Below are 23,502 nucleotides of genomic sequence, written 5' to 3' on the forward strand. Positions count from 1 at the left end.
TCGTGATCTGGTGGTGCGAGGCGTGCCGATGCGTTCCCGCGCCAACGGGCCGGGCTCTGTCAAAGATCGGGAAGACGGGCGGGGGAAACGTCGCTCATCTGAAGAGTGCTACATGCGGCGTTCCCACCGCCCGTCCGGCATTTTTTCTTATCCGCATCTGCTCCTCTGCACCCGATCGTCGATCGGGCTTGCGTGCTCCACAAGCACATCCCGGCCGTAGTGCCGGGAGGTGAGCCTCGATGCGGCCGCCCCGGTCCTGCCTTACGAGGGCGGAACGGAGGTGCCGACCCGCCCCGCGCAACCACCGTCATGATCGGCGTTCCCGTGGACGAAGCGGGGGGATTATGGGGGAGGGAGAGGGAGGGTGGATAAGTTTTGTTTGGTGGCGACGATGAATGGTTTGCTGATGGTCAGCTTATGCAGGTGAATCGTGGAAAGCGAACACTCCGTCAGTTTCGGTGTAGCTGGAACCAGATTGCTCAACCAGATAGCCGTCCGTATCGCGTCCACATCACTGGGCCGAGTTTTCGGAATAGCCCGACGTTTCCGCCTTAGCGCGCGTATAGCGCACGCCGTACCTTTGAACGGATTGCAATATGATTCGGCCGTGGCATGATCGATCGCGCGGCAACTTCTGCCACCTGATCGAAGCGCAGGTTCTTCGCCCATCAGAATGTTTCTTGGCGAGTTCCGTGCGGTGGATAATAGGGGAAGTGCGTGGAGAGTGGATAAGTTTTAGGAGAGCAGCAAATAGAAGAGTTAAAATATTGCATTGTTGATAATTTTGGATTTGAATAATGATAGACTTATACATTTACGATGCGAAGCCGATAATCGGATTTTTATAAGCCTGAGTATTGACATTAAATAGAACATCGTGCGGACCAGACATATGCTGCCCTTTGCTACCGAATTTCCTGTCCAGCGCTTTGATAACAAGGCGGCCTTTGCGTCCGAGGTGTTTGCTTGGCTCAGAGGTATGCGCGGCAGCGATGTTCTAGCGTCCAATTCTGAGCGGGAGTTGGATGGTGAGAACGTCTATCTAGTCGCTGGCTCAGGTGAAGAGTTGCGCATGCGCGAGCTGAGTGGCGACGAAGGTTGGACCGCTATGGGTTTCCAGCACGATATGCCCGATCATCAAGGCCGCGTCTGGCGTACGGAAGCGGTGCTTCGACGGGGTGATGCCAGCACCGACCATGATGTTGTTCGCTTCAGAACACAGTGCTTGGCGAAGCGTCCTGACGCGTTCCTTGAGTCACCCAAAAAGCCTTTTCTTGTGAAGGCTCTCTTGAAGGAAGGGTGGGGCGCAATTGATGGGAAGATCAAGGTCCGCGACGAGCCCATTTGGCTCAAGGACAATGACGACGGTATAGCGGTAGCTGAGCTGATACTAAATGGGAAGGCGAGCCGTTGGCTACCAGTGATCTATATCTCTGCGACGGGACGGGAGGAATGGCTTCTTACGCGAGACCAAATTGGGAAACTCGCCTACGATGTTGGCGGTGTTGCGCACGTCGTGTTGGAACCGAGTAAGGGATTCTCGCTCCGCCTAAAGAATCTGAGTAATGGCCAGAACATCTATAATGGCACGCTCGGCATCGCGATGCCGCATCGCGGCTTCATCCGTCGATTCTTCCTTGGACGTCAGTTCAATGAGGTCACCGAGCTAGTAGATAGTGTTCGGGCTTCTGCTATTCGTCTACGGGGCTTTATGCCATCGATGGGTTGGGATTGGACTGAGTTGCAGGAGCATGCGCTTAGAGGGCAGCGCGTGGCCCTTCGCGGTTCGCTTTCTGAACGCGATGCCGATCAACTGCTTGATGTATTCACTACGCAGTTAAGCGATTTGCAGGAGGAAAATAGGCGGCTGACAGAGCAGATTAGCTCGCAAACGGTCACCGAGATGGCCGATGAGGAGAGAAGCTTTGCGGCAGACAACATTTTCCGAAGCGTGGGCAAGGAGATTTATCCCGGCGAGATAGCTGATAGAATTCGGCTGGCTGCTCAGATTGGTCTGTCAATGGTTGAGTCGAATGGCATTGATGCGCGCACAGCTGCCGTGTGGACGAGAATTGTCGAACGGGTCCCGCGTTCTTCAGCACTGGATGAACTTCTTGCCGATCTTGAAAGGGCAACGAAAGACCCAAAGCGCATGGCGGACGAACTCACGGCTCTCCTTCAACGACATGGATACCGGAGTAAATCCGACAACCGGCACATTAGACTGGAAGCAGAAGATGGTTATGGCGGACTTCAGAATATCACAATCTCAAAAACGCCGAGCGAACATCGTGGCCTCAAAAACCAGCGCAAGCAGATCGAGCGCACATTAGGAATAAGTAAGTTGCCAGAAAATTTTTGCGAGTAGCGATTTATCACAGCCCGCGTTCATAGCACGAAATACGAATCATACGCCTCGTTAACCCGTTGATACGGTTAACCGATAGGCGATCAAACTCCCGTTTCTCTCCAGCATGCGGAGGGCCGGGAACAGCAAGGATAGAAGCTCTCCCAAGTCCTTTGGGCACTGAACGTCCACTAGCCTAAAAATACGCCTGCAACGGCCGGACTTCCAAGCTTCCCGCCTTCAACGCCGCAATCGCCTCGGCGACTGCTTCGGCGCCGGCCATCGTCGTGTAATACGGCACCTTTTGCATCAGGGTGGCGCGGCGGAGGGACTTTGAGTCCGAGACCGCTTTCTGGCCGTCGGTCGTGTTGAAGACGAGCTGGACCTGACGGTTGCGGATGGCGTCTTCGATGTGGGGGCGGCCTTCGAGCATTTTGTTGATCTTTTCGGCTTCGACGCCGTTTTCCTTGAGGAAGCGCGCGGTGCCGCCGGTGGCGAGGACGCGGAAGCCGAGTTCGGCGAGGCGCTTGACGGGTTTCAGAACACGGGCCTTGTCCTCGTCGCGGACCGAGACGAAGAGCGTGCCGGAGCGGGGCAGGTCGACGCCCGCGCCGAGTTGCGCCTTGGCGAAGGCGAGCGCGTAGTCGCGGTCGAGGCCCATGACCTCGCCGGTCGACTTCATTTCCGGTCCCAGAAGTGTGTCGACGCCGGTGAAGCGGGCGAATGGGAAGACGGCTTCCTTGACCGCGACATGGCCGAGTTCGGCCGCGTTCGGCTTGTCGCCATAGGGCGCGTAGGCGGCGTCGAGGCTTTCGCCGGCCATGATGCGCGCGGCGATCTTGGCGATGGGGCGGCCGATGGTCTTGGCGACGAAGGGGACGGTGCGCGAGGCGCGGGGGTTCACTTCGAGGACGTAGACCTCGCCGTCCTTGATCGCATATTGCACGTTCATCAGACCGCCGACATGGAGCGACTTGGCGAGCGCCGCCGTCTGGCGTTCGAGCTCAGTGACCATTTCCTTCGACAGGGAGTGGACCGGCAGCGAGCAGGCGCTATCGCCCGAATGGATGCCGGCCTCCTCGATATGCTCCATGATGCCGGAGACGTAGGTGTTCTCGCCGTCGCACAGGCAGTCGACATCGACCTCGATGGCTTCCGACAGGTATGTGTCGAACAGGAGCGGGTTCTTGCCGAGCAGCGTGTTGATCTGGCCGGTCTTGTCGTTCGGGTATTTCTGCTTGATGTCCTCCGGCACGAGGCCGGGAACGGTGTCGAGCAGGTAGGTCTGCAGCATCGACTCGTGATGGATGATCTGCATGGCGCGGCCGCCCAGCACATAGGACGGGCGCACGACCAGCGGGAAGCCGAGTTCGGAAGCGACGGTGCGCGCCTGCTCGACCGACCAGGCGATGCCGTTCTTCGGCTGCTTGAGGCCGAGCTTGATCAGCAGCTTCTGGAAGCGGTCGCGGTCTTCGGCCAGGTCGATCATGTCGGGCGAGGTCCCGAGGATCGGGATGCCGGCCTTTTCGAGCGCGTCGGCGAGCTTGAGCGGTGTCTGGCCGCCGAACTGGACGATGACGCCGTGCAGCGTGCCGGCCTTTTGCTCCGCGCGCAGGATTTCCAGAACATCCTCGGCGGTCAGCGATTCGAAATAGAGGCGGTCGGACGTGTCGTAATCGGTCGAGACGGTCTCGGGATTGCAGTTGATCATGATCGACTCGTAGCCGGCGTCGGCCAGCGCGAAGCAGGCATGGCAGCAGCAATAGTCGAACTCGATGCCCTGGCCGATGCGGTTCGGGCCGCCGCCGAGGATGACGACCTTCTTCTTGTCGGAGACCTGGGCCTCGTCGGCGAGGGCGCCGGCGAAGGGCGTCTCGTAGGTCGAATACATATAGGCGGTGGGGGAGGCGAACTCGGCGGCGCAGGTGTCGATGCGCTTATAGACGGGGTGGACGTCGAGAGTTTCGCGCAGCTTGGCGACGTTCTCCGCGTCCGTCTTCGTCAGCGAGGCGAGGCGGGCGTCGGAGAAGCCCATGGCTTTGAGCATGCGCAGATTCTGCGCGTCTTCCGGCAGGCCGTGCTCGCGGATGCGGGCCTCCATCTCGATGATTGCGCCAATCTGTTCGAGGAACCACGGGTCGATGCGGCACATCTGGTGTACGTCTTCCAGCGAAGTGCCCATGCGGATCGCCTGAGCGACCATTCGCAGCCGGTCGGGCGTCGGCGTGCCGAGCGCGGCGCGGATGGCGTTCTTGTCGTCGCCCTGGCCGATGCCTGGGATTTCGATCTCGTCGAGGCCGGTGAGGCCGGTTTCCAGACCGCGTAGGGCTTTTTGCAGCGATTCGGCGAAGGTGCGGCCGATGGCCATGACCTCGCCGACCGACTTCATGGCAGTGGTTAGCGTCGCGTCCGCGCCGGGGAATTTCTCGAAAGCGAAGCGTGGGATCTTGGTGACGACGTAGTCGATCGAGGGCTCGAACGAGGCGGGCGTCGCGCCGCCGGTGATGTCGTTGTCGAGTTCGTCGAGCGTGTAGCCAACGGCGAGCCGCGCGGCTACCTTGGCGATCGGGAAGCCGGTGGCCTTGGACGCGAGCGCGGAGGAGCGCGAGACGCGCGGGTTCATCTCGATGACGACGAGGCGGCCGTTTTCCGGGTTCACGGCGAACTGGACGTTCGAGCCGCCGGTCTCGACCCCGATCTCGCGCAGCACCGCGATCGAGGCGTTGCGCATCATCTGGTATTCCTTGTCCGTCAGCGTAAAAGCCGGCGCGACGGTGATGGAATCGCCCGTGTGGACGCCCATCGGATCGAGGTTTTCGATCGAACAGATGATGATGCAATTGTCCGCTCTGTCGCGGACGACTTCCATCTCGTATTCCTTCCAGCCGAGGACGCTCTCCTCGATCAGGACTTCGGTGGTCGGGGAGGCGTCGAGGCCGGAATTGATGATTTCGTAGAATTCGGCGCGGTTATAGGCGATGCCGCCGCCGGTGCCGCCCATGGTGAAGGAGGGGCGGATGATGGCGGGCAGGCCGACATGGTCGAGCGCCTGTGCGGCGACACCCATCGCGTGGCTGATATAGCGCTGCTTGCGATCGCCTTCGCCGAGATTCCATTCGGTCTCGAGCGCGTCGAGCGCGGCGTCGAGATCGGCGGGAGCGGACGCTTTGAGTTCGGCGCGGCGGGCTTCATGCGCGCGCTTGTCGGCGTCCTTTGCCTCGGAGGCGTTGGCGAGCATGGATTTCGGGGTTTCAAGGCCGATCTTCTGCATCGCCTCGCGGAAGAGCGAGCGATCCTCGGCCTTGTCGATCGCCTCGGCGTTCGCGCCGATCATCTCGACATTGTAGCGCTCCAGAACGCCCATGCGGCGCAGCGACAAAGCGGTGTTGAGCGCGGTCTGGCCGCCCATGGTGGGGAGCAGCGCGTCGGGGCGCTCCTTGGCGATGATCTTGGCGACCACTTCGGGCGTGATCGGCTCGATATAGGTCGCGTCGGCCAGCTCCGGATCGGTCATGATCGTCGCCGGGTTGGAGTTGACCAGGATGATGCGGTAGCCCTCGGCCTTCAGCGCCTTGCAGGCCTGCGTGCCCGAATAGTCGAACTCGCATGCCTGACCGATGACGATGGGGCCGGCCCCGATGATCAGGATGGACTTGATATCGGTGCGTTTGGGCATGGCTGGTCTCTGCGCGTATGCCCGCGATCCGGCAGCTTTCGCGACCGGTGCGGTTCAGTTTCTTCTGTCAGGCTAGGAGCGCCTTATAGGGGCAGACGCAGCCATACGTAACCCCAAAATTCAACTTCCCGCAGGCTTTTGTCACACGCCCGACGAAAGCTTGAGGCCGACGATGCCGGAGACGAGCAACAGGATCGACACGATGCGGCCCAGCGTCGCCGCTTCGCCCATGAACATGACGCCGACGACGAACGCGCCGGCCGCGCCGATGCCGGTCCAGATCGCGTAGGCGGTGCCGAGCGGCAGTGCTTTCAGCGAAAATGACAGAAAGGCGAAGCTGACCACCATCGCAGCGACCGTGATCGCGGTCGGCCCGAGCTTGGTGAAGCCTTCCGAGTACTTCATCGACGTTGCCCAGATGACCTCAAACAGACCGGCGATGCCGAGAAAAATCCATGCCATGATCGAACTCCTCAAACAAAAAGCCGCATGACTTGCGGCGGATGAGTTGTTATATATATCCGACCAGACGGTTTGAAAAGAGGATAATGTGGGAAGAAAACGAACAATCGACCGGGACGTCATCCTGAACGCTGCCGAAGAGGTCGTCAGCGAAGCGGGCGCGGGGCAACTGACCTTTGATGCGGTTGCCGAGCGGGCAGGGGTTTCGAAAGGCGGGGTGCTCTATTGTTTCCCGAGCAAGCCGGCGCTGATCGCGGCGATGACGGAGCGCGACCTAAGGCGTTTCGAACGGGAAGTCGCGGCGCATCTGCCGGAAGGCGCGGACGATGCGGGCGCCCAGCTTCGCGCACGAATCCAGGCGACGCATGCGGAAACCGCGGCGATGGCGGCGCGCGCGGCAAGCCTGATGGCGGCACTGGTGGAGACGAAGGACGAGGCGGGCATCCTGCGCGAAGACTATGAGGGGCGGCTGGACGCGTTTGAAGATGATGCCGCGGGACGGCGCAAGAGACTGGCGTTCCTGGCTTGCGAAGGCGCGTTCATGCTGCGCGGACTCGGGATCGCAAGGATCGATGACGCGCGCTGGGATGCGATCTTTGCGGATATACTGGAGTTGCTGGGGACCGAGGAATAGGCGTGATCCTGGACCGTCGCGGAGTGACAATGTCGAGACATGGATTCCTGTGACGAGCACAGGAATGACGGCGGAAAAGTATCATGGAAATCGGGACCGTCGAAGATCGGCAAAATCATCGATCCCGTCATTCCTGTGCTCGTCACAGGAATCCAGGCCCGAGCCTCGCCGCTACGCTTCAGTTGACGGCGAAGGAAAGTGATCGCCAGCAAATGAACAAGCGCTTGTCCGGAAGGTTGTAGTGTGTCTGCGGAATGGTCCGCTGGTGCGGCTATGGAGCTTCCAATGAGCGACAAGACACTTTCCGATCTTTCGGAAAAAATGCGCGATATCGACATCACCATGCTGATGACCCGGACGGATGACGGCTCGATTGCCGGGCGGCCGATGAGCAACAATGGTGACGTCGACTACGATGGCGATTCCTACTATTTCACCTGGGGCGATTCCCGAATGGTCGCCGATATCGAGGCCGACCCGACGGTCTCGCTCGCCTTTCAGGGCGAGGAGATGTTCATGGTCAACGTTCAGGGCAAGGGAACGGTCATTCGCGACAAGTCGGAATTCGAGGCGCACTGGGTCCCGGACCTCGACGAGTGGTTCGAGGACGGCATCGACACGGATGGCATGGTCATGATCAAGGTGCGTGCCGATCGCGTCCGTTACTGGGACGGTGAAGACGACGGCGAAATCACGCTCTGACGATAACCGGCTACTGCCTCTCGATGCCGGCCTCGTCGATGATCGCGGCATATTTGGCGATCTCGGCGTCGATGAAATCGGCGAATTCCTGCGGGCTGGAGGGGCTGGCTTCGGTGCCTTGCGCAGCCATGGCCTCGCGAAATCGCTCCGATTCGAGCAGGCTACGGATTTCCCCGTTGAGGCGCTCGACGACTTCATCGGGCGTGCCGGCGGGGGCGAGGACGCCGAACCATGTCGTGATGTCGAAATCCTCGAAGCCCGATTCGGCCATCGTCGGCAGATCGTCTGCGAAGGGCGTGCGCTCAGAAGTCGTCACGGCAAGCGGGCGCACCGATCCCGCCGCGATGTGGCTGGAAGCGGATGCGAGATTGTCGAAGATGAATTGCACTTCGCCCGCGAGCACGGCCTGCATAGCGGCAGCCGAACCCTGATAGGGGATGTGCACGGCGTCTATGCCCGCCGCCGAGTTCAGCAACTCGCCCGCCAGATGGCCGGCGCTGCCGGCCGAGCCAGAAGAAAACATGAAGCCTTCCGGATCGGCCTTGGCGAGTTCGAGGAATTGCGCAACCGTTTCGGCTTCCACATCCGCATTGACGACCAGCACGTTGGGCGTGCGCGCGACGAGCGAAACCGGTTCGAAATCGGCGACCGGATCGAACGGCATGTCGCGGTAGAGGCTGACATTGACGCCGTGGGTGGACAACGCGCCGAGGACGAGCGTATGGCCGTCCGCTTCGCTCTTTGCGACATAATCCGCGCCGATATTGCCGCCCGCGCCCGGCCTGTTCTCCACAACGACCGGTTGGCCGAGCGAAGGCTCAAGGCCGTTGGCGAGCAGGCGTGCCGCGACGTCGAGCGCACCGCCGGGCGGGAAGGGCACGACGAGGGTCACCGCGCGTTCCGGATATGCCTGTTGTGCGTATGCGGCAATTGTCAGCGTCGTCAGCATGCCAAGCGCGGCCACCGGCACCGCAATTGCGGTGCGCGCCATAAAATGGATCGTCATCATCAGTCCTCCCATGCGAAATCGGGCCGGGAAACGCTCCCGGCGCGCGCACCATAAAGGAGTGGGCCGCCGGGTCAAAGCCAGCGTGCGCGCACCGCCGCCAGATAGGGGCGGCTGACCGGAACGCGCGCCCCGGTGACCAGCAGGACGGTCAGGCGTCCATTGTCACGCTCGACAGTCTCCACCGCCGCATCGGCGACCCAATGCGAGCGATGAACCTGCATGCCGGGAAGGTCAGCAAGCTCGTCGAGCGCATCGGAAAAGCGCATCAGCACGAGTTCGCGTCCGCGCGCCGTGGTGACTTCGACATAGTGATCCTGCACGGCAAGATGCAGCGGTGCGGCGCGGATCGACACGCTCAGGCGTCGCAGTAAGGGTATTTCGCGCGCGGGGGTTGGCGGCTCGGGCGGGTGGGCAGCGGCCGATAATTCCTTACCCATCGACAGGAAGGTAAGAACGCAAAAGAGCGAGGACAGGACGAGGCCGGTGAAGATCGCGCCGATATAGCTTTGGGCGGTGATCGGGCGATCGAATGTCGCCGCGCCGAGCCCCTCGGTGACGAGTGCGATGAGCGGTGCGGCAGCGACCGCTCCGATCATCATGCGGGTGAAGCGGCTTTCGATCCTCTCTTCCAGAAATGCGTCTGCGAGCGCCACGCAAACGAGCGCCGAGGCCCATGTACCGGCATGAAGCACCAGCCAGAAGCCGAAGCGCGGCGCCGCCGCAAGGCTCTCGGCGGTACCGTACGGTCCGGTGACCCAGAAGATGAGGACGACCGCGAGGAAAGTGCTCCAGAACCGCAGTGAGCCGAGAAGGACCTGCAAGTCACGAAGCGCGGATTGCAGGACCGGGCTGTTCACGAACTATACTCCTTCATCCGCGCGTTCGGCTTTGAAGCCGATGGATGGTTGGACGAAGAATGCGGGAAATTCAACCGGCCGCCCGAAAGGACAATCCATCATGTCGTCTGTCACGCTTCTCGATGCGCCGCTGGCCGTCCAGTTCCACGTCGCGACCGTCGTCCCGGCCGCAGTTCTTGGCGCGTGGCTTCTGGCGCGGCCGAAAGGCACGCCGGTTCATCGGATGCTCGGAAAAATCTGGATGGGGCTGATGTTCGTCACGGCGGTTTCGACGTTTTTTATCCACGAAATCCGGCTTGTCGGCGATTTCAGTCCGATCCACCTGATCTCGATCTATGTGATCGTGAGCTGCTTCACCGCGATACGCGCGGCGCGGCGGCACGACATCACCGCCCACAGGCGCACCGTCACGGGTATGTATCTGGGCGGGATCGTGATCGCGGGGGCGTTTACCTTCCTGCCGGGGCGAATCATGAGCACGAGCCTGATGGCGCTGGCGAACGGGGCGGGAAGCATCGTGCTTGTCGCACTGCTTGCCTTCGGCTTCATCGGAGCCGGAATGCTGGCGATTCGCGAAATGGGCTTCAGGAGAAAGCGGGCCGTTTGAACCTTCGCGGCGCTCGCTTGTTTACCGTAGCTATCGCGTGGCGATACGCTAAGATGAGGTGCGGCTCGTGCAGCCGTTTTGAGCGAGGGCAGCCAATGCGCTGGAGAGGTCGCCGCGAAAGTTCCAACATAGACGACCGGCGCGGGCAAGGGCCTGCCCGTATCCCCGGAGGGCTGGGGGGCGGCGGACCGCGCATCCCCATCCCTATCGGGCGCGGCGGCGGCATCGGCGGGCTGGTTCTCGTCGTCGCCTTGTTCATCCTCCTGCCGGCGCTCGGCATCAATCCCGGCGATATTCTGGGCGGTGGTCAGGGGACAGGCACCCAGACCTCGCAGCAGCGGCAGGCGCCGCCCGCCAATGACGAACAGGCGCAGTTCGTCGGCGTGGTGCTGGCCGAGACCGAGGATGTCTGGAACGGCATCTTCCAGGCGGAAGGCGAGACCTATCAGGAGCCGACGCTGGTCATGTTTTCCGGTGCGGTGGATTCGGCCTGCGGCACGGCGTCTGCGGCGGTCGGCCCGTTTTATTGTCCGGGCGACCGTCAGGTCTATATCGACCTTTCCTTCTTCGACGAACTCGCCAGCCGGTTCGGCGCGTCGGGCGACTTCGCGCAGGCCTATGTGATAGCGCACGAGGTTGGTCACCATGTCCAGAACCTGACCGGCGTGCTGCCGGCGTTCAACCGCGAGCGCCAGAACATGAGCCAAACGCAGGCCAACGAGATGTCGGTGCGCGTCGAATTGCAGGCCGATTGCTATGCGGGCGTCTGGGCGCACTTCACCGAACAAAAGGGGCTGCTCGAAGCCGGCGACATCGAGGAAGCCCTGAACGCCGCGCACCAGATCGGCGACGACACGCTGCAGCGGCGCACACAGGGACAGGTAATGCCCGACAGCTTCACGCACGGCTCGTCCGAGCAACGCCAGACATGGTTCACGCGCGGCTATGAGAGCGGCCGGCTGGACCAGTGCGATACGTTGTCAGGGAATATCTGAAACCAAGGTTCCGTCGTCTCATCCGACATTGAAGGTAGAGGCATGGATTCCTGTGACCAGCACAGGAATGACGGCATCATGGGTGGTGCAAACCGTCAGCGTAAGCGATTGGCTGGGGCAAATATGCCATCGTCATTCCTGTGCTCGTCACAGGAATCCATGCCTCGAAATCTCAACCCGCAGCAGCGTTTTAGACGGGTTTACTCCGCCAGCGCGGGCTCGCCCTGACGTTCGCGGATCAGGTTCACGAAGCGGCGGAAGAGATAGTGCGAATCCTGCGGGCCGGGCGAGGCCTCGGGATGGTGCTGGACCGAGAAGACCGGCTTGCCGGCGAGCGCGATTCCGCAATTGGAACCGTCGAACAGCGAAACGTGAGTCTCTTCAACGCCTTGGGGCAGCGACTTCGAATCCACCGCGAAGCCGTGATTCATCGACACGATCTCGACCTTGCCGGTGGTGTGGTCCTTGACCGGGTGGTTCGCGCCATGGTGGCCCTGATGCATCTTGACCGTCTTGGCGCCGAGCGCGAGGGCAAGCATCTGATGGCCGAGGCAGATGCCGAAGACCGGCAGGCCGGAGGCGACGAGTTCGTTGATGACGGGTACGGCGTATTCGCCGGTCGCAGCAGGATCGCCCGGGCCGTTCGACAGGAACACGCCGTCGGGCTGCATGGCGAGGATCGTCGCCGCGTCGGTCGTCGCCGGGACGATGGTGACCTTCGCGCCGAGACCGGCGATGAGGCGCAGGATGTTGCGCTTCACGCCATAGTCGATGGCGACGACGTGCATGGTGGGCTTGGCCTGCTCGCCCGTGCCCTCGTCCCAGACCCAGGGCGTTTCGGTCCATACGGAGGACTGGCCGGAGGTGGCTTCCTTGGCAAGGTCGAGGCCGACGAGGCCGGACCATGCGGCGGCTTTCGCCTTGAGCGAATCGATATCGAAATTGCCGGACGGGTCATGGGCGATGACGGCGTGCTGTGCGCCGCGCTCGCGGATCAGCGCGGTCAGCGCGCGCGTGTCGAGCTTGCTGATCGCGACGATGCCGCGTGCGGCAAGCCAGGCATCGAGATCGCCGCCCGAGCGGTAGTTCGACGGCGTCGTGATGTCGGCCTTGAAAATGGCGCCGACCGCGCCGTGACGCGCTGCCGGGGTCAAATCCTCGATGTCTTCGTCATTCGCGCCGACATTGCCGATATGCGGGAAGGTGAAGGTGACGATCTGGCCGAGATAGGACGGGTCGGTCAGGATTTCCTGATACCCGGTCAGCGCCGTGTTGAAGACCACTTCCGCCACGCGCTCGCCCGTTGCGCCCGCGCCCTTGCCCTCGATGATCGTGCCGTCGGCGAGCACCAGGAGGGCGGTGGGCTTTTCGATGCTCCAGGGGGCGGTTCCAGCGGCCATAGCCATCTCCAGATCGGTTTTGAGGCGCGGCGGGCGCCCTTGAATCATAACGCATTTCGGGCCATATGCGCGACGAAACGCGCGGGTCGTGCCCTCTATTTGGAGGCACCCCGAGCGACACGCAAGCCGGTCCATGCAGGTGGCGGACAATAGGTCACGGTATAGTTCGGGTCAATTGCCTCGATCCGTTTTCAACGATGCCGGAACCACTGAAAGAGACAGATTCATGCGCGCGCAGATCGCCGAAACGCTCAAACAGGCCCTCAAGAACCACGAGAAGCGACGCGTCTCGACGCTGCGCCTGATCCAGGCCGCCATCACGGACCGCGATATCGCGAACCGGGGTGTCGGCAAGGAACCCGTCAATGACGAGGAAATCCTCCAGATATTGGCGAAGATGGTCAAGCAGCGCGAGGAATCCGCCAAAGCCTTTGAGGAGGGCGCGCGACTGGAACTGGCCGCGCAGGAACGCGAGGAAATCGAGATCGTGCGCGAGTTTCTTCCCGTGCAGATGGGCGAGGACGAGGTGCGCCAAGCCAGCACCGACGCGATTTCCGAAGTCGGCGCCGAAGGTTTGCGCGACATGGGCAAGGTCATGGCGATCCTGAAGGAGCGCTATCCGGGCAAGATGGACTTCGCCAAGGCGAGCGCGGCGGTGCGCGATCTTCTCAAATAGGTTGGAATTGCCTACCTGACGACGACGCGGCCGGAGGTCGTGCCGCCATAGGGGCCGGAGCGGTCGACGCCGGCGCCGATGGCGGCTCCACGCGCGTCAATGCGATCGTTCGAGATCGTCGCCGTTCCGGCGCCGCCGTAGACCGCGCAGCCCGTCAGGGCGGCAAGGCATGCGGCGATTGCGAATATTCTAGCCAAAGAGCCGGTCTCCCTGTTCGTCGATCATCTGCTTCGCCTTGCGCAGGGAGGTTTCCGTCGCATCGTCCAGCGAAGGAAACCGGTCGGCACGGATCAGCCTGTGCTCTTTCACCACGCCGCCGATCTCCTTGGTGACGATCGCGCAGGTCTGATACTGGCCGCTTTCGGAAAAGGGCTGCGCGCGGATGGTGAAGCCCTTGTACTCGGTCGGCTCGGCCGAGGCGGCGGCAGGCTCCGCGGCGCTCCCTCCAAACAGTTTCTTCCAGAACGACATGCCGAACTCCCGATTGTCATGATCGCGTCATAGGCCAAAAATCAGGCGAGATGAAGCACGACTTCGCGGCTGTGCGGTTGCGCCCGATGTTCAAAGAGATAGATGCCCTGCCATGTGCCCAGCAGCAGACGGCCGTCCGCGACGGGAACCGAAAGCGAGACGGCGGTCAGCGCCGCCTTGATATGCGCCGGCATGTCGTCCGGGCCTTCGAGTCGGTGGACGAGGTAGTCCATCGCGGGATCGTCGGCGGGTGGCACGAGACGGGCGAAGAAGGCGTCGAGATCGCGGCGCACATCGGGGTCGGCATTTTCCTGAATGAGAAGCGAACAGGAGGTGTGACGCACGAACACAGTCAGCAAGGCTGGACCGGCATGATTTGCCTCGCGCACGAAATGCGCCGCCGCGTCCGTGAATTCGTAAAGACCCGCGCCCCTTGTCTGGAGCGAAATAAGCGTCTGTTTCATGGTCAACCGCCTTAATTGAAGCCTATTCGTCATGTAATCATGTATGGATAGCAGAGCGCGCGACGATTTCGCACAATGGCGCTGTCGCTACGCCTCTCCAGACAATTTTTTTGTAACGATCGTTTCTCCAATCAGCTTCCAACGACAAGCCGATTTCTTGCCCCTCGCGACGACGGGCAGAAAGCCATGCGATGACCACCCGCAGCCAGACAAGAACCGTCGTGTTCGACGCGGCATTTACCTTGCCGGGGATCGGCGAGGAACTGCCGGCCGGCGCATATCGCGTGGAAAGCGACGATGAGGAACTGGGCGGCGTGACCTGGACCGCCCGCCGCAACCTTGCGACCTACATACATCTCCCGTCGATCGCCCAGGCCTCGCGTCCGCAACAGATCGTCCAGATTGATGCCGACGATCTCGAAGTCGAAGCCGCCCTCACGAAGGACAAGCAGCCATGATCCGCGTACGCACCAAGCCCGCCGTCACGGCCGATGCGATCCATCGCTTCAAGGTCGGCCAGAAGGTTCACCTCAAATCGTGGTTCACGACGCCCCAGCGGATCGACGAGGTGTACCTCGTGACGGCCTGCCTGCCGGCGAGCAACAGAGAATTTCAGTACCGTATTCGAGCCGAAACGGAGCGGCACGATCGCGTGGCGGGAGAAGATGCGCTCGAGCCGATAGGATCGGGTGCGCAGGTCGAAAGGACCAACTGACATGGCCAAGGGACAGAAACGTTCATCCAAGGAAATCCGCAAACCCAAACAGGCCAAGGCGGAAAGCGTTGCAGCGGCACCGTCCTCGGGCAGCCAGGTCCGGCAGGCACCGCCGTCGCTGCCAACCAGCCGCGCCGGTTCGAAGCGCTAGAGCAACGTGCATTCTGACGAATGCATAAGTTGCTCAAGCTGATTTTCTTAGCCGCATTTGTGCGACGCCAGGCGATTCCGTCTGGCTGCAAAATGCTCTAGATACCGGAGCATGCCATGTCGCTGACATTTCCAAATCTCAGCCGCAGTTTCGACGAGGTGCGGGGTGCGGTGCGTTTCACCGGCTATGACGGCATGTTCGAGGTTCGCTTTCTGGTCGAGGCAGGTGCGCTCGGCCAGAAAGCGGTTGCGGAAAAGTCCTGCCTCGCCGCCTTCGACGCGGCGCGCACATCCATTCAGCATGTCGCGCGGGAGACCTATTCACACGGCAAGCGGAACGTCTACGTTCTGACGGCAGCCGATTTCAGGTAGGTCGCGCTTTTTCGTAGCGCAGAAATCCCACGACGCCGTCACGGCCATCCTTGCGGTCAGATGGGTGCAACTGGCCGTCATTGACGATGACGCATTCGAAATCGAACGGGCTGACGCCGTCGAGGCAGGCTGCGTTGATGCCATATTGGCTTGGATCCGAGCGCCTGCGATGATGCGTATAGATGCCGCAATGTGCGCAGAACCAATGTTCGGCGACTCTCGTGTTGAACTGGTAGAGCGTCAACGCTTCCGCGCCGCTTTCGATCTCGAAATCCTCGGCCACAGCGGACACCGCGACTGCCCCGCGCATGGCGCATAAGGAGCAATCGCATCGCCGCGCCGTGTTCAGGCCATCCACCAGCTTCGCCCTGAAACGCACCGTGCCGCAATGGCAGCCGCCCGCCGTCCAGTTCTCGTCGGTCATCGTCGTGTCTCCATGTCACGGCGAGAATGGAGCGGGGGCGGTGCCTTTGCAATCGCGATCAGGTCGGGCGCGCTTCGTCGGTATATTGAGCCGCGAATTCCTCGCTTGGCGCGATCGGCGTGATGATGTCGATCAGGACGCCGTTCGGGTCGGACGTGATGAAATGGCGCTGGCCGAAGGCCTCGTCGCGCAGGGGCAGAAGGATCGGCAATCCGGCCGACACGGCTTTCTCGTGCTCGGCATCGACATCCTTGACCTCGAAATTGAGGATCAGGCCGGAGACGCGTCCGCGCCCGACTTCAGGAATGGTTTCGTGCTCGCCATCGAGGATCGCGAGATTGACGCGGCGATCTTCACGCGACGTCAGATGCACGTACCAATCGCTTTCGAAGACGGGCGTGAAGCGGAAATGGGTCGTGTAGAATGCGGCGGTGCCGGCCACATCGCCTGTCATGATCACGGGGTAGTAGCTCGTTGCTTTCATGCTCTTTCCCTTTCGTCCAAAGATACATACACTCTGCATGTGAATTGTAATTAACATACAGGCTGCATGTATGCAAGAGAATGTCGGTCGACGGAGCAATGCCGAGCGCGCGGAAGCGACGCGGGTTGAACTCATACAGGCAGGCAGGGCGCTGTTCGTCGCGAAGGGATATGGCGAAACCGGCACGCCGGAACTCGTTGCCGCGGCAGGCGTCACCCGCGGCGCGCTCTACCACCATTTCGCCGACAAGCGGGCGTTGTTCCGTGCGGTGGTGGAAGCCGAGTCGGCGGCGGTTGCCGAAGCCATCAACGATGCGTCGCCCGATTCCATGGACGCGATCGAAGCGTTGACGGTGGGCGGCGACGCCTTCTTGAAAGCAATGAAAGAGACCGGGCGGACGCGGCTTCTGCTTCTCGACGGGCCGGCTGTGCTCGGACGTGAGGCGATGGACGAAATTGATGCGCGTCATGCCGGCCGGACATTGCGGGAGGGGCTTGCGATGGCGATGCGCGAAGGCGCGGTAAGGCGACTCCCGCTGAATGCGCTGGCCGCGCAGCTTTCGGCGGTGTTCGATCGCGCCGCATTGGCGGTGGCGAATGGCGCGGATGCCGGGGACCAGCGCAAGGCGATCGTAGCGCTGATCGAGGGGTTGAAGACATAGCGGCAATAAGCGTTTGCCGATGGCGCGATGCGGTTCGCTTCTGTCTATCTTTCCGTCAACGCCAGCCGTGCGCCCAGCGCCACGAAGGCGGCGGCGAAGGTGCGGCGGAACCAGATCATCACGGCCGGGCGGCCGACGACCTGATCGCGCATCATCGCGGCGAAGACGCCGTAGATCGCAAAAACGATGAAGGTCGCGGCCATGAAGAGCGCGCTCAACTCCAGCATGCGCAGGACCGGCGCGGCTTCGTTAACGGCGATGAACTGAGGCAGGAACGCGACGAAGAAGATCGACAGTTTCGGGTTCAGGAGATTGAGCACGATGCCGTCGACGAGAATCTGCGCCATGGATCGAGGCGCGGCTTCGGTTTCGATGCGCATGGCGCCGCGCTGGCGCAAGACCTGCCACGCCATCCACAAAAGATAGGCGACGCCGGCATACTTCACCATGTCGAACAAAAGCGCGCTCGTGTGGAGCAGGGCTGCAAGGCCGGTGAGCGCGGCGACGAGATGCGGAACGATGCCGATCGTGCAGGCAAAGGCCGCGAAGATTCCCGCACGCGCGCCGCGCGAGAGGCCGGTGGCGAGCGTATAGACGACGCCGGTTCCCGGCGAGGCGACGATCAAAAGGGTGGTCAGCAGGAATTCGATCGACATGCCGGCTCCTTCCGTACGTCGCGCGTTGTCTCGAATCTACAGGGGAGCGGGCCGGGAGGAAAGGGCGTCCGCTGTGTCACACGGCCTGCGTGTAACGCCTGTTGCAGGTTGCATATCGCCGGTCATTCCGCATAGTCACGGGCCAGTATCCTCCAGGAAGGTCCGGACCATCCGATGACCGACAGCGCGTTCGCTAGCGACGAAATTCCGAAGATCGCATGGCGTGCCGTGGCGGCTGTGGGCCTGGTCCTGATCGTCTACGCAGTCGGCTCACGCATTCCGCTTCCAGGATTGGACCTCGATGCGATCACGGCGCAAGCGGGATCCAGCGCTTTGACGTCTGTGCTGTCGATCTTCGCGCTTTGGATGATGCCATTTTTCTCGGCGCTCATCTTCGCCGAGCTTGCGCGTGTGTTCATTGCGCCGTTGGCGCGATGGGAAGCGGCGGCGCCGCGCAACGAGGGTATGTTCAAGCTCGTGGTTGCCGTGCTCGCCTTGGTGCTCGCCGCCATGCAAGGCTACGGCATTGCGGTCGGGCTCGATGCGAGTGGGCTTGTCGTGTCGGAGATTGCCGCGTTCGTGCCGATGACCGTGGCATGCCTCGTCGCCAGCACGGCGTTCGTCATCTGGCTGTCGGACCGAATCGGGCTACCCTACCGGAGCGGCGGTTTCTGGGTGCTGCTGGTCGTTCCCTACCTCGTCGGGTTGCCGCGTGAATTTTCGTCCGGCATCGAAATGGCGCGGGTCGGTGCGGTGAGTGGCCTCGACATTCTGCTGCCGGTCGCCTTTCTGGTTCTTGCTGCCGGGCTCGTCGTCTATGCGAACAAGGCCATCGACGCGAAGCTGCCGAACGATCGCGGCCGATATGCGCCGCGCGCCATCTTGCTCTGGCCTCCCTTTCTCGCCTCCTTCGTCACGGGCAATATCGTGGCCTTGCCCTTGATGGTCCTGGAACTGCAGCACGTCATTTTCTGGTCCCAGCTACTCACCCTCGTCACCGGCTTGATCGCGATCCCGGGTTTTGTCTGGGCCTATGGACGGCATCATTTGCGCGTGTTGGGCGAGGGAAACGAGAGGCAAGGCGTGGTCGCCGCGCTCGCCGTCGTGGCCGGCGTACAGATCGTCGTTTGCTCGGTGCCAGTCATTTTGCAGATGATCACTCATTCGCCCATCTATCTCGACGGCTATAGGCTGATCGTCGTCTTTACGGTGATGCTGGCGGTGTTCTCGCGCGCGCATCCAGCGGGCGATTGAAAAACCACGGAACAAACAAAAAGAGCGCCGCAGGGGCGCTCTTTTTGTTTTGCGATGTCGTTGGCTCAACTGTCGAGGAACGAGCGCAGCTTGCGCGACCTGGACGGATGCTTGAGCTTGCGCAGAGCCTTGGCCTCGATCTGGCGGATGCGCTCGCGCGTGACCGAGAATTGCTGGCCGACTTCTTCCAGCGTGTGATCGGTGTTCATGCCGATGCCGAAGCGCATGCGAAGGACGCGCTCCTCACGGGGCGTGAGCGAAGCCAGAACGCGCGTGGTCGTTTCGCGCAGATTGGCCTGGATCGCCGCGTCGATCGGCAGGATCGCCATCTTGTCCTCGATGAAGTCGCCGAGGTGGCTGTCTTCCTCGTCGCCGACAGGCGTTTCGAGGCTGATCGGCTCCTTGGCGATCTTCAGGACCTTGCGGACCTTTTCGAGCGGCATGGCGAGCTTTTCGGCCAGTTCTTCCGGGGTCGGCTCGCGGCCGATCTCGTGAAGCATCTGGCGCGAGGTGCGCACGATCTTGTTGATCGTCTCGATCATGTGGACCGGGATGCGGATCGTGCGGGCCTGATCGGCGATCGAGCGCGTGATCGCCTGCCTGATCCACCAGGTCGCGTAGGTCGAGAACTTGTAGCCGCGACGATACTCGAACTTGTCCACGGCCTTCATCAGGCCGATATTGCCTTCCTGAATCAAATCAAGGAATTGCAGGCCGCGGTTCGTGTATTTCTTCGCGATCGAGATGACGAGTCGCAGATTGGCCTCGACCATCTCCTTCTTGGCGATCGCCGCTTCGCGCTCGCCCTTCTGGACCTGATTGACGATCTTGCGGAATTCGAGGATCGAAATCGCGGTTTCCGTTGCGAGATTCTGAATCTCGGCGCGGATGTCCTTGATCGTGTCCTTCTCGTTCTTGGCGAATTCCTTCCAGCCGCGCGCCGACAGATTGGCGATCGACTTCATCCAGTTCGGATCGAGTTCGGAGCCCTGATACTGCTGGAGGAAATCCTCGCGGCGCACGCCGTAGCTTTCGGCCAGACGCAACAGGCGGCCCTCGTTCTGAACGAGCCGCTTGTTGATGTCGTAAAGCTGTTCGACGAGCGATTCGATGCGCGCATTGTTGAGCGACAGCGACTTGACCGCCGTGATCAGCTCGTCCTTGAGCTTCTTGTAGGAACGTTCCTGGCTGGACGACAGCGCGCCGGTCTGGGCGAGACGGGCCTCGACCTGCTGGTCCTGCAGCTTGCGCAGCTTCTTGTAGGTCGAGGCGATGACGTCGAGCGTCTCCATGACCTGCGGGCGAAGCTCGGCCTCCATCGCGGCAAGCGACAGATTGGCCTCGTCTTCCTCGTCGTCCTCTTCCTCGCCGCGCGTGTCGCCGCCGACATTGGTGATGTCGTCGTCGTCACGGCCGCGCCGGGACTTTTCCTCGGGCTTGGGCTTGTTCTCTTCCTCGGTGCGTTCGACGACGGGAGCCTGCTTGGCCTCGGGGCCGGCATAGGTCGTTTCGAGGTCGATGATCTCGCGCAGGAGAACCTTCGCCTCGTTCAGTTCCTCGCGCCAGATGATGATCGCCTGGAAGGTCAGCGGGCTTTCGCAAAGTCCGGCGATCATCGTCTCGCGGCCGGCCTCGATGCGCTTGGCGATGGCGATTTCGCCCTCGCGCGACAGAAGCTCGACGGAACCCATCTCGCGCAGATACATGCGCACGGGGTCGTCGGTGCGGTCGGTCGGCTCTTTCTTGGTCGTGGTCGCCGCGACGGCGGTGCCGGTCTGCTCGGCCAGCTCGTTCGCGTCTTCTTCGCTGCTGTCGTTGTCCTTTTCGCGATCGCCGTCTTCGGCATTCTCATCGTCCTCGACGACGTTGATGCCCATGTCCGACAGCATCGCCATCGTGTCCTCGATCTGCTCGGACGTGACTTCCTCGGACGGAAGGACGGCGTTGAGCTCGTCCATGGTCACGAAGCCGCGCTTCTTCGCGACCTTGATCATCTTCTTGACAGCGTCGTCGGAAAGGTCGAGCAATGGGCCGTCGGTGCCGCCCTCGCGCTCGTTCTCGACCTCTTCCTTCTCTTTAGTCGCCATATGCTGTTCTCCAGGCGGCCTTCCGGCCATTGGACGCCCTATAGGGCCTTCGTCATCAAGGACATGGATTCTGGGTGCGCAAATCGCGCGCATATTAACGCCCGAGCGCCGTTATCTAGTCGGTCGGCTAACCTCGGCAAGGATCGTGAGGGTATATGGCCGCTCAAAATCAGTGCGCCGTCCTATAATCCGTCTTCAATCCGGGCAAGCCACTCGATAAGTTTCGTGGCCGTCCTGATTCCGTTATTCAAGCGGAAGGTCAAGCGGCTGTGGCATGATTCGCGATAAAAAAGCGAATCAAATGCTAAAGACCCGACTCGGCACCGCCATTGTCAGGCCCGGCCAGCCCGACCGGATTGCACGCCGAAGCCCTCGATAAGCGCCTCGGTGGCCTGCACGTCCCGCAACTGTGACTGGATGTCGATCAGGTGACGGTAATTCTCGTCCGTCGGGTCCGTCGCAAGGGCAGTCTCGGCCGCTTTGAGCTCCTTATGTAGAGACTGAGCGGCTTGCTGCAAGTACAGAGCCTGCGTGAAGTGGTCGCGCGCATCGTCGAGAGCAGCTTCAGGCAGGGCCGTCCACAGTCCCGCGCTCTTGACCTGCAAAAGCGCCCGCTGCCAGGTTTCCTGCAACCCGCATGCGTCGACATGGCCGATCAGGGTCGTATTCCTGCCGGTCAGGCCATGGGCCGCCGCATCCACGATGCACGCCTTGAGCTGGCGCAACTCGGCACTGGTGATATCGAGACGGTCGATCTCGTCGAAATACTCGTCGACCAGATCGGGATGGTGGACGAGCGTGACGAGGATCGTCGTCTCGCGCAGCGGCATCGCCGACGCGGCGCGCCGAACGAGCGAGGAACGGGCGAGGCTTTCGGAGACGGCCAGACGCTGGTGGCCGATCGAACCGGGGCCGCCGCCGGGGCGCTGCTGCTGCCCTTTCTTTTCGAAGCGCGGATTTTGCGGGCGCGTCGAGCCGAAGAAGCGGATCACGCGGTCGCGCATCTCCTGCGCATAGTGGCGGCGCACATCCTCGTCCTTGATGCGGTAGGTGGCCTCGCGCAGGCGCTTTTCGAGGTCGGCGCGGCGCTCGGGCGTCTCGAACGTCGCGCCGGCCGTTTCGCGCTGCCACAGCATGTCCGCCAGGGGACGCGCCTCGGCAATGAGCGCGCGCAAGGCCTCGGCGCCTTCGTTGCGGACGATGTCGTCGGGGTCCTGCCCATTCGGCAACAGCGCGAAACGCATGCTGCGTCCCGCCTGCACCAGCGGCAAGGCGAGATCGGCGGCGCGGAACGCTGCCTTGAGGCCGGCTGCATCGCCGTCGAAACACAGGACCGGCTCGCCCGACATGCGCCACAAAAGTTCAAGCTGGTTTTCGGTCAGCGCCGTTCCGAGCGGCGCAACGGCGTTCTCGATACCGGACTGGGCAAGCGCGATCACGTCCATATAGCCTTCCACGGCGATCACGGTTCCGCCTCGGGCGACCGATGCGCGGGCGCGGGCCAGATTGTAGAGAACCTGCCCCTTGTGAAAGAGTTCGGTGTCGTTGGAGTTGAGATATTTCGCGGGCGCATCGGGCGACATGGCGCGTCCGCCAAAGGCGATGACGCGACCGCGCGCATCCTCGATCGGAAACATCACGCGGTCACGGAACCGGTCGTAGGAAACCGGGATGTCCGGCCCGTGGACGACGAGGCCGCAAGCTTCGATCTGCGCTTTATCTACGCCTTTCGCAGCAAGATGTTCCTTCAGCGCATTCCGGCTCTCGGGCGCGTAGCCGAGGCGGAAGGTCTGTTGCGTGGGGCCGGTCAGGCCACGTTCGCGCAAATAGGCGCGGGCCTTGGCACCGTCCGCGCCCTGCAAGCGGTTTTCGAAGAATTGCGTCGCCATCTCCATGACGTCGGAGAGCGAGGCGCGCTCGCGTTCGCGCCGTTCCTCCTGCACGTCGCGGGCGGGCATCGGAACGCCGGCCATGTCGGCGATCTTTTCCACCGCCTCGGGGAAGGCGAGGCCGTCATGCTCGGTGAGAAACCGGAAATGATCACCCGACGCGCCGCAACCGAAGCAATAATACCGGCCCTTCTTGTCCTCGCAATGGAAGCTCGGGCTCTTCTCGCCATGGAAGGGGCAGCACGCCCAGAAATCGCCGCGCGGGGCGTTCGTCTTGCGCCGATCCCACGTCACGCGCGCGCCGATCACCGAAGAGATCGGCACCCGGTCCCGGATTTCGTCGAGAAAAGTAGGAGAAAATCGCATCTGGTACGGCTCGCTTTCACTTCCATATAGGACCTATCGCAAACCGGTGCGACGGGATTGCGCGGTCTTGCCCGACATTCACAGGCTGAAGCGTGCCGCGATCTTGCAGAGGCGCTCTGACGGTTTGGGTTTTGGTGCGCACAT

At 61.9% G+C, this 23,502-nt stretch carries 25 protein-coding genes; 12 read left to right on the forward strand and 13 right to left on the reverse strand.

Annotated elements, in window-relative coordinates:
* The first annotated feature begins 892 nt into the window (after positions 1-892).
* Positions 893-2,368 (forward strand): hypothetical protein, encoded by a 1,476-nt coding sequence (locus GTW25_RS18815; RefSeq protein ID WP_252913834.1) that lies wholly within the window; start codon positions 893-895, stop codon positions 2,366-2,368.
* Between the two features lie 175 nt (positions 2,369-2,543).
* Here the strand turns inward: GTW25_RS18815 and carB are convergent, their stop codons facing one another.
* Both carB and sugE read right to left on the reverse strand, forming a co-directional pair.
* Positions 2,544-6,023 (reverse strand): carbamoyl-phosphate synthase large subunit, encoded by a 3,480-nt coding sequence (gene carB, locus GTW25_RS18820; RefSeq protein ID WP_252913835.1) that lies wholly within the window; start codon positions 6,021-6,023, stop codon positions 2,544-2,546.
* Between the two features lie 141 nt (positions 6,024-6,164).
* On the reverse strand, positions 6,165-6,485 hold the full coding sequence (gene sugE, locus GTW25_RS18825) for a quaternary ammonium compound efflux SMR transporter SugE (protein WP_252913836.1): 321 nt from the start codon (positions 6,483-6,485) through the stop codon (positions 6,165-6,167).
* Between the two features lie 88 nt (positions 6,486-6,573).
* Here sugE and GTW25_RS18830 point away from each other — a divergent pair, with 88 nt between their 5' ends.
* Together GTW25_RS18830 and GTW25_RS18835 are read left to right on the forward strand one after the other, a co-directional pair.
* Positions 6,574-7,119, forward strand: a complete 546-nt coding sequence (locus GTW25_RS18830; protein ID WP_252913837.1) for a TetR/AcrR family transcriptional regulator — start codon at positions 6,574-6,576, stop codon at positions 7,117-7,119.
* Positions 7,120-7,404: 285 nt separating this feature from the next.
* Positions 7,405-7,821 carry a pyridoxamine 5'-phosphate oxidase family protein gene (locus GTW25_RS18835; RefSeq protein ID WP_252913838.1) on the forward strand — a complete coding sequence of 139 codons (417 nt, stop codon included), beginning with the start codon at positions 7,405-7,407 and terminating at the stop codon, positions 7,819-7,821.
* Positions 7,822-7,831: 10 nt separating this feature from the next.
* Here GTW25_RS18835 and GTW25_RS18840 read toward each other — a convergent pair whose 3' ends face one another.
* Together GTW25_RS18840 and GTW25_RS20615 are read right to left on the reverse strand one after the other, a co-directional pair.
* Positions 7,832-8,827: a Bug family tripartite tricarboxylate transporter substrate binding protein gene (locus GTW25_RS18840; RefSeq protein WP_252913839.1), complete on the reverse strand. Its 996-nt coding sequence runs from the start codon at positions 8,825-8,827 to the stop codon at positions 7,832-7,834.
* Positions 8,828-8,901: 74 nt separating this feature from the next.
* Positions 8,902-9,687 carry a LytTR family DNA-binding domain-containing protein gene (locus GTW25_RS20615; RefSeq protein ID WP_252913840.1) on the reverse strand — a complete coding sequence of 262 codons (786 nt, stop codon included), beginning with the start codon at positions 9,685-9,687 and terminating at the stop codon, positions 8,902-8,904.
* Positions 9,688-9,787: 100 nt separating this feature from the next.
* On the opposite strand from GTW25_RS20615, the gene GTW25_RS18850 reads away from it, so the two are divergent.
* Complete coding sequence (locus GTW25_RS18850) at positions 9,788-10,294, forward strand: DUF2306 domain-containing protein (RefSeq protein WP_252913841.1); 507 nt, start codon at positions 9,788-9,790, stop codon at positions 10,292-10,294.
* 95 nt (positions 10,295-10,389) lie between these two features.
* The gene (ypfJ, locus tag GTW25_RS18855; protein ID WP_252913842.1) at positions 10,390-11,289 is read left to right on the forward strand and encodes a KPN_02809 family neutral zinc metallopeptidase; all 900 of its coding nucleotides are present in this window, start codon (positions 10,390-10,392) and stop codon (positions 11,287-11,289) included.
* A gap of 200 nt (positions 11,290-11,489) precedes the next feature.
* Here the strand turns inward: ypfJ and carA are convergent, their stop codons facing one another.
* A complete protein-coding gene (gene carA / locus GTW25_RS18860; RefSeq protein ID WP_252913843.1) occupies positions 11,490-12,689 on the reverse strand; it encodes a glutamine-hydrolyzing carbamoyl-phosphate synthase small subunit in 1,200 nt (399 codons plus the stop codon).
* Positions 12,690-12,915: 226 nt separating this feature from the next.
* Here carA and GTW25_RS18865 point away from each other — a divergent pair, with 226 nt between their 5' ends.
* On the forward strand, positions 12,916-13,365 hold the full coding sequence (locus tag GTW25_RS18865) for a GatB/YqeY domain-containing protein (protein WP_252913844.1): 450 nt from the start codon (positions 12,916-12,918) through the stop codon (positions 13,363-13,365).
* An 11-nt stretch (positions 13,366-13,376) separates the two neighbouring features.
* Here GTW25_RS18865 and GTW25_RS18870 read toward each other — a convergent pair whose 3' ends face one another.
* Genes GTW25_RS18870 through GTW25_RS18880 form a run of 3 tightly spaced genes read right to left on the reverse strand, consistent with a single transcriptional unit; the run spans position 13,377 to position 14,300 of the window.
* A complete protein-coding gene (locus GTW25_RS18870; RefSeq protein WP_252913845.1) occupies positions 13,377-13,562 on the reverse strand; it encodes a hypothetical protein in 186 nt (61 codons plus the stop codon).
* Positions 13,555-13,836, reverse strand: coding sequence for an HlyU family transcriptional regulator (locus GTW25_RS18875; protein WP_252913846.1), 282 nt, complete (start codon positions 13,834-13,836; stop codon positions 13,555-13,557). Before GTW25_RS18875 ends, GTW25_RS18870 begins: the two co-directional genes overlap by 8 nt.
* 41 nt (positions 13,837-13,877) lie before the next feature.
* Positions 13,878-14,300, reverse strand: a complete 423-nt coding sequence (locus GTW25_RS18880) for a secondary thiamine-phosphate synthase enzyme YjbQ (RefSeq protein WP_252913847.1) — start codon at positions 14,298-14,300, stop codon at positions 13,878-13,880.
* 191 nt (positions 14,301-14,491) lie between these two features.
* Between GTW25_RS18880 and GTW25_RS18885 the strand changes: the two genes are divergently transcribed.
* The 4 genes from GTW25_RS18885 (at position 14,492) to GTW25_RS18900 (ending at position 15,537) form a co-directional block, all read left to right on the forward strand.
* Complete coding sequence (locus GTW25_RS18885) at positions 14,492-14,758, forward strand: hypothetical protein (protein ID WP_252913848.1); 267 nt, start codon at positions 14,492-14,494, stop codon at positions 14,756-14,758.
* Entirely contained in the window at positions 14,755-15,015 is a 261-nt protein-coding gene (locus tag GTW25_RS18890; RefSeq protein WP_252913849.1) for a hypothetical protein, read from the forward strand. The genes GTW25_RS18885 and GTW25_RS18890 overlap by 4 nt, the downstream gene beginning before the upstream one ends.
* 1 nt (position 15,016) lies before the next feature.
* Positions 15,017-15,166 carry a hypothetical protein gene (locus GTW25_RS18895; RefSeq protein WP_252913850.1) on the forward strand — a complete coding sequence of 50 codons (150 nt, stop codon included), beginning with the start codon at positions 15,017-15,019 and terminating at the stop codon, positions 15,164-15,166.
* A gap of 116 nt (positions 15,167-15,282) precedes the next feature.
* Positions 15,283-15,537 carry a DUF1488 family protein gene (locus GTW25_RS18900; protein ID WP_252913851.1) on the forward strand — a complete coding sequence of 85 codons (255 nt, stop codon included), beginning with the start codon at positions 15,283-15,285 and terminating at the stop codon, positions 15,535-15,537.
* On the opposite strand, the gene GTW25_RS18905 is transcribed toward GTW25_RS18900, so the two are convergent.
* Positions 15,530-15,961 (reverse strand): GFA family protein, encoded by a 432-nt coding sequence (locus GTW25_RS18905; protein WP_252913852.1) that lies wholly within the window; start codon positions 15,959-15,961, stop codon positions 15,530-15,532. The genes GTW25_RS18900 and GTW25_RS18905 overlap by 8 nt on opposite strands.
* A 58-nt stretch (positions 15,962-16,019) precedes the next feature.
* Positions 16,020-16,445 (reverse strand): VOC family protein, encoded by a 426-nt coding sequence (locus GTW25_RS18910; protein ID WP_252913853.1) that lies wholly within the window; start codon positions 16,443-16,445, stop codon positions 16,020-16,022.
* Positions 16,446-16,515: 70 nt separating this feature from the next.
* On the opposite strand from GTW25_RS18910, the gene GTW25_RS18915 reads away from it, so the two are divergent.
* Positions 16,516-17,106, forward strand: coding sequence for a TetR/AcrR family transcriptional regulator (locus tag GTW25_RS18915; protein ID WP_252913854.1), 591 nt, complete (start codon positions 16,516-16,518; stop codon positions 17,104-17,106).
* Between the two features lie 44 nt (positions 17,107-17,150).
* Here GTW25_RS18915 and GTW25_RS18920 read toward each other — a convergent pair whose 3' ends face one another.
* Positions 17,151-17,762, reverse strand: a complete 612-nt coding sequence (locus GTW25_RS18920; protein WP_252913855.1) for a LysE family translocator — start codon at positions 17,760-17,762, stop codon at positions 17,151-17,153.
* 174 nt (positions 17,763-17,936) lie between these two features.
* On the opposite strand from GTW25_RS18920, the gene GTW25_RS18925 reads away from it, so the two are divergent.
* Positions 17,937-19,016 carry a hypothetical protein gene (locus GTW25_RS18925; protein WP_252913856.1) on the forward strand — a complete coding sequence of 360 codons (1,080 nt, stop codon included), beginning with the start codon at positions 17,937-17,939 and terminating at the stop codon, positions 19,014-19,016.
* Between the two features lie 65 nt (positions 19,017-19,081).
* On the opposite strand, the gene rpoD is transcribed toward GTW25_RS18925, so the two are convergent.
* Entirely contained in the window at positions 19,082-21,103 is a 2,022-nt protein-coding gene (gene rpoD / locus GTW25_RS18930; RefSeq protein WP_252913857.1) for an RNA polymerase sigma factor RpoD, read from the reverse strand.
* 332 nt (positions 21,104-21,435) lie between these two features.
* Positions 21,436-23,358, reverse strand: a complete 1,923-nt coding sequence (gene dnaG, locus GTW25_RS18935; RefSeq protein WP_252913858.1) for a DNA primase — start codon at positions 23,356-23,358, stop codon at positions 21,436-21,438.
* Positions 23,359-23,502 lie beyond the last annotated feature (144 nt).

The sequence above is a fragment of the Aliihoeflea aestuarii genome, from assembly GCF_024105665.1.
Classification (GTDB): Bacteria; Pseudomonadota; Alphaproteobacteria; order Rhizobiales; family Rhizobiaceae; genus Aliihoeflea; species Aliihoeflea aestuarii.